This is a genomic window from Pseudomonas sp. Sample_21, assembly GCF_004307525.1.
Taxonomy (GTDB): domain Bacteria; phylum Pseudomonadota; class Gammaproteobacteria; order Pseudomonadales; family Pseudomonadaceae; genus Aquipseudomonas; species Aquipseudomonas atacamensis.
In genome coordinates this window covers 1-5540 of record NZ_RCNZ01000134.1, presented here as the reverse complement: position 1 = coordinate 5540, position 5540 = coordinate 1, and the positions used below count along the sequence as shown (strand labels likewise).

The 5540-nt window shown below is 60.1% G+C and carries 6 protein-coding genes; 1 reads left to right on the top strand and 5 read right to left on the bottom strand.

Going from position 1 to position 5540, the window contains the following annotated elements:
- The 5 genes from D8U71_RS25545 to ccoN all read right to left on the bottom strand — a co-directional run.
- Window positions 1-1002: cbb3-type cytochrome c oxidase subunit I (locus D8U71_RS25545; protein WP_130889001.1), on the bottom strand; the 1002-nt coding region annotated here is incomplete at its 3' end.
- Window positions 1003-1482: 480 nt separating this feature from the next.
- The gene (ccoP, locus tag D8U71_RS25540) at window positions 1483-2436 is read right to left on the bottom strand and encodes a cytochrome-c oxidase, cbb3-type subunit III (RefSeq protein WP_125927764.1); all 954 of its coding nucleotides are present in this window, start codon (window positions 2434-2436) and stop codon (window positions 1483-1485) included.
- Window positions 2433-2630, bottom strand: coding sequence for a cbb3-type cytochrome c oxidase subunit 3 (locus tag D8U71_RS25535; protein ID WP_016773878.1), 198 nt, complete (start codon window positions 2628-2630; stop codon window positions 2433-2435). The genes ccoP and D8U71_RS25535 overlap by 4 nt, the downstream gene beginning before the upstream one ends.
- A gap of 3 nt (window positions 2631-2633) precedes the next feature.
- A complete protein-coding gene (gene ccoO, locus D8U71_RS25530) occupies window positions 2634-3242 on the bottom strand; it encodes a cytochrome-c oxidase, cbb3-type subunit II (RefSeq protein WP_003223389.1) in 609 nt (202 codons plus the stop codon).
- 10 nt (window positions 3243-3252) lie between these two features.
- Entirely contained in the window at window positions 3253-4677 is a 1425-nt protein-coding gene (gene ccoN, locus D8U71_RS25525) for a cytochrome-c oxidase, cbb3-type subunit I (protein WP_024012337.1), read from the bottom strand.
- A gap of 92 nt (window positions 4678-4769) precedes the next feature.
- On the opposite strand from ccoN, the gene D8U71_RS25520 reads away from it, so the two are divergent.
- Window positions 4770-5450, top strand: coding sequence for an alpha/beta family hydrolase (locus D8U71_RS25520; RefSeq protein ID WP_130889000.1), 681 nt, complete (start codon window positions 4770-4772; stop codon window positions 5448-5450).
- Window positions 5451-5540: the final 90 nt, after the last annotated feature.

Genomic DNA, 5540 nt, shown 5'->3' with positions numbered 1-5540 from the left:
GTTGACGGTCTTGATCGCCATCATCGGCCCTTCGAAGGTCGACATGCCGTAGAACGCCAGCGATACCACGAGGAAGCGCAGGATCGGGTCGGTGCGCAACTTATGCCAGGCGCCCGACAGGGTCATCATGCCGTTGATCATGCCGCCCCAGCTTGGCGCCAGCAGAATGATCGACATCGCCATGCCCAGCGATTGTGCCCAGTCCGGCAGGGCGGTGTAGTGCAGGTGGTGCGGGCCGGCCCAGATGTACAGGGTGATCAGCGCCCAGAAGTGAACGATCGACAGACGATAGGAGTAGATCGGACGTTCGGCCTGTTTCGGCACGAAGTAGTACATCATCCCGAGGAAACCGGTGGTCAGGAAGAAACCCACCGCGTTGTGGCCGTACCACCACTGGATCATCGCGTCAGTGGCACCGGAGTAAGCCGAATACGACTTGAACAGGCTGACCGGCAGCGACATGTGGTTGACGATGTGCAGCATCGCGGTGACGACGATGAACGCGCCGTAGAACCAGTTGCCGACATAGATGTGCTTGGTTTTGCGCTTGGTGATGGTGCCGAAGAACACCAGACCGTAAGTGACCCAGACAATCGCCAGCAGAATCGCGATCGGCCATTCCAGTTCTGCGTATTCCTTGGTAGTGGTGTAACCCAGCGGCAAGGTAATGATTGCGCCGACGATGACCGCTTGCCAGCCCCAGAAGGTGAAGGCCGCGAGGCTGTCGGAAATCAGTCGCGTCTGGCAGGTTCGCTGCACGACATAGTAGGAAGTGGCAAACAGTGCACAACCGCCGAAGGCGAAAATCACCAGGTTTGTGTGCAACGGGCGCAAGCGTCCAAAGCTCGTCCACGGCAGACCGAAGTTCAGTTCCGGCCAGACCAGTTGCGAGGCGATGAAGACACCGAGCCCCATGCCAAGGATCCCCCAGACCACCGTCATGATGGCGAACTGGCGGACTACCTTATAGTTATAAGCAGTCGGACTGATTGCTGTGCTCATTCTAAGGTTCCACGGTTTGGGTATTTTTATAGGATAAAATCGGCCGCAAGTATGTATAAAGCAGGGGGTCATTGCAACGCGCCATGACCTGGGTCAATGCTTTCCAACGCTGATTCTGCGGCCTTTCCATGCGCCGCGTAGGGTCAAAAATGGCCTCTGACAAAATGTCGCAGTGCGCGTAAAAAGCTCGCAATCCGGATCGCCGTCTACGGTGCCCGTTCACAGGTCGTGATCGGGGAATTGCGGGCAATCAGCGCAACAGCCGTTATCTACCTGCGTTTGCGGCGAATCCATCAGCCGGTTCACGGCGCGCATCGTTCGGGATTGATCTGGAAACCGACTTCAGCCGGTCCGCTTCGATGAAGCGTAGACCCGAATCCGGGGTTCCGAAAGGAGAGGATCCAAGGGGTGCGACAATGCGTCGCAAAGGGGCGGGAAACTGCCGCAGCGAGAAAGCTGCGGCAGTGGTGTACGCAATTGCTATTTGTTGCTGTCTTCAGTTATCAGTTTTTCTGTGTTCAATCCGCGGCTAAGGCTGTACACATAAGCGGCAAGCAATTGCACTTTATCGTTGCCCAGCAATTCGTTCTGCGCTGGCATATGCCCCTGACGACCATGGCGAATGGTCTGTTCCAGTTGGGTCAGGCTGGTGCCATAAATGAAGCCGGCCGGATGGGTCAGGTTTGGCGCGCCCATCGCCGCAGTGCCCTGGCCGGTGGCGCCATGACAGGCAACGCAAGTGGTACTGAACGCTTGCTGCCCGGCTTGCAGATCTGCCTTGCTGTCGGCGGGTAGCGGCAGGCCGGCCAGTTCGTGGCGCACGTAGGCGGCAACGTTTTTCACCCCGGCCTCACCGAGCACTTCGCCCCAGGCCGGCATCGCCGCCATGCGGCCGCCCATGATGGTGGTCTTGATCGTCTCGGCATCGCCGCCCCAGCGCCAGTCGCTGTCAGCAAGGTTAGGGAAGCCGAACGCGCCCTTGGCATCCGAACCGTGGCACACCGAGCAATTGGAGGCGAACAGACGACCGCCCATTTTCAGCGCCTGCGGATCCTTGGCCACTTCTTCCAGGGGCATCGCCGCGAATTTGGCGAAGATCGGACCGAACCGGGCGTCCGCCTTGTTCATTTCCTTTTCCCACTCATGCACGCCGGTCCAGCCATCCTCGTAACCGGGCAGGATGCCTTTCCAGTTGCCCAGGCCCGGATAGAGAATCAGATAACCCACCGAGAACACCAACGTGCCGGCGAACAGCATGAACCACCACTGCGGCAGCGGGTTGTCGTACTCCTCGATGCCGTCGAAGCTGTGGCCCATGGTCTGGTCGACGCTGCCCTTGGTCTCGCCCCGGCGGGTGCCGATCAGCAGCCAGGTCAGTCCGATCAGGCTGCCAATGGTCAGTACGCAGATCCACGTACTCCAGAAGGTGGTCATGGCCGGGTACTCCTTGTTTCAGGGGCTGAAATTGTTTCGGGTAGTGGTTCGTCGGCGAACGGCAGCAGGCGTGCTTCGGCGAATTCCGGGGTGCGCTTGCGGTTGAACACCCACAAGGTCAAACCGACGAAGGCGACGAACACCACGACCGTGCCGAGGCCGCGGATCAGGCCTGCACTCATTTCAATGACCATGGCTCACCTCTTGCTCTTGATCGCAGTGCCGAGCACTTGCAGATAGGAAACGAGGGCGTCCATTTCGGTCTTGCCCTTGAGGCTGGCGACCGCGCCGCTGATGTCGTCGTCGGTGTACGGCACGCCGAGGGTGCGCATGGTTTTCAGCTTGGTTTCGGTGTGGCTGCTGTCGACCGCTTGGGTGACCAGCCATGGATAGGCCGGCATCTTCGACTCCGGCACGACGTTGCGCGGGTTGTACAAGTGCGCGCGGTGCCAGTCATCCGAGTAGCGCGCACCAACCCGGGCGAGGTCCGGACCGGTACGTTTCGAACCCCACAGGAACGGGTGATCCCAGACGCTTTCGCCGGCAACCGAGTAGTGGCCGTAGCGTTCGGTTTCAGCGCGGAACGGGCGGATCATCTGCGAGTGGCAACCGACGCAGCCTTCGCGGATGTAGATGTCGCGGCCTTCCAGTTGCAGCGCGGTGTAGGGCTTCATGCCTTCCACCGGTTTGTTGGTGACGTCCTGGAAGAACAGCGGGACGATCTGGGTCAGGCCGCCGATGCTCACGGCGAACACCATCAGCAGCATCAGCAGGCCGACGTTCTTTTCAATCGTTTCGTGTTTCATGGCGGACTCCTCAGGCCATCTGCGCGGCAGCGACGACGTCGGCAGGCTGCGAGGCCCGCACGGTGCGCCAGGTGTTGTAAGCCATCAGCAACATGCCGCTTAAGAAAATCGCCCCGCCGATCAGCCGCACGACAAAGCCCGGATGGCTGGCCACCAGGGTTTCGACGAAGGAATAGGTCAGCGTGCCGTCCTCGTTGACTGCGCGCCACATCAGGCCCTGGGCGATGCCGTTGACCCACATCGAGGCGATGTAGAGCACGGTGCCGATGGTCGCGAGCCAGAAATGCGCGTTGATCAGGCCAACGCTGTGCATCTGCGCCTTGCCGAAGATTTTCGGGATCATGTGGTACAGCGCGCCGATCGAGATCATCGCCACCCAGCCGAGGGCGCCGGCGTGTACGTGGCCGATGGTCCAGTCGGTGTAGTGGGAGAGGGCGTTTACCGTCTTGATGGCCATCATCGGACCTTCGAAGGTCGACATGCCGTAGAACGCCAGCGACACCACGAGGAAGCGCAGGATCGGGTCGCTGCGCAACTTATGCCAGGCGCCCGAGAGGGTCATCATGCCGTTGATCATGCCGCCCCAGCTCGGTGCCAGCAGGATCAGCGACATCACCATGCCCAGCGATTGCGCCCAGTCCGGCAGCGCGGTGTAGTGCAAGTGGTGCGGGCCGGCCCAGATGTACAGGGTGATCAAGGCCCAGAAGTGCACGATCGACAGGCGATACGAATACACCGGACGCTCGGCCTGTTTCGGCACGAAGTAATACATCATGCCGAGGAAGCCGGCGGTGAGGAAAAAGCCCACGGCGTTGTGGCCATACCACCATTGCACCATGGCGTCGGTTGCACCGGCGTACACCGAGTAGGACTTGGTGAAACTCACCGGCAATTCAAGGTTGTTGACGATGTGCAGAATCGCCACGGTGATGATGAACGCGCCGAAGAACCAGTTGCCCACATAGATGTGTTTGGTTTTGCGCTGCATGATCGTGCCGAAGAACACGATCGCGTAGGCGACCCAGACGATGGTGATCAGGATGTCGATCGGCCATTCCAGCTCGGCGTATTCCTTGGAACTGGTGTAACCCAGCGGCAGGCTGATCGCCGCCAACAGGATCACCAGCTGCCAGCCCCAGAAGCAGAACGCGGCGATTTGCGGCGCGAACAATTGCGTCTGGCAGGTGCGTTGTACCGAATAGAAAGAGCTGGCGAACAGCGCGCAGCCACCGAAGGCGAAGATCACCGCGTTGGTGTGCAGCGGGCGCAGACGGCCGAAACTGGTCCAGGGCAGATTGAAGTTGAGTTCCGGCCAGACCAATTGCGCCGCGAGAAAAACCCCGAGGCCCATGCCGACGATGCCCCACACCACCGTCATAATGGCGAATTGGCGGACCACCTTGTAGTTGTAGGCGGTACTGATAGAAGTGTTCATGGTTCCCCATCCACGGTTCAGCCGAAGTGAGCGCGCGCAAGCCGCACGAATCCTTCGCCTGGAGTTATAGGCAGACTAAAAGCGAGGCAAGCATGGACAAACAGCACAAGGCCAGTATTGACGGGGATCAATGGGCGCAGTGTGTGCTCGATCATGGATGGTTGTGGAATGTCGCTGAGGGTAAGGCCTTTGCGACCTTGATCCTCGCCCACGGTGCGGGTGCGCCGATGGATAGCGAGTGGATGAACGACATGGCTGGGCGCCTTGCCGGGCTTGGGGTCAACGTGTTGCGGTTTGAGTTTCCGTATATGGCGCAGCGGCGGGTGGATGGGGTGAAGCGGCCGCCGAATCCTGCTGGCAAGTTGCAGGAATGTTGGCGGGAGGTGTTTGCGCTTGTGCGGCGTCATGTCGCTGGGGTTTTGGCTGTTGGCGGCAAGTCGATGGGCGGGCGGATGGCGAGTCTGGTGGCGGATGAGTTGGGGGTGGATGCGTTGGTGTGTCTGGGGTATCCGTTTTATGCGGTGGGGAAGCCGGAGAAGCCTCGGGTTGAGCATTTGGCTTCGTTGCGCACGCGAGCGTTGATTGTGCAGGGGGAGCGGGATGCTCTGGGGAATCGCGAGGCGGTTGAGGGGTATTCGTTAGCGCCGGGGATTGAGGTGTTTTGGTTGGTGGCGGGGGATCATGATTTGAAGCCGCTCAAGGCTTCTGGCTTTACGCACTCCGATCATTTGGCGGGTGCTGCACAGAAGGTGGCTGAATTTCTCCGTGACTGATTTTGAGTCGGGCCGGACTTTGCGTTGCATGAAGATCGGCTCCCTTTCCCCCTCGCCCCCTTGGGGGCGGTCCGACGTTTCGGGAGGGCT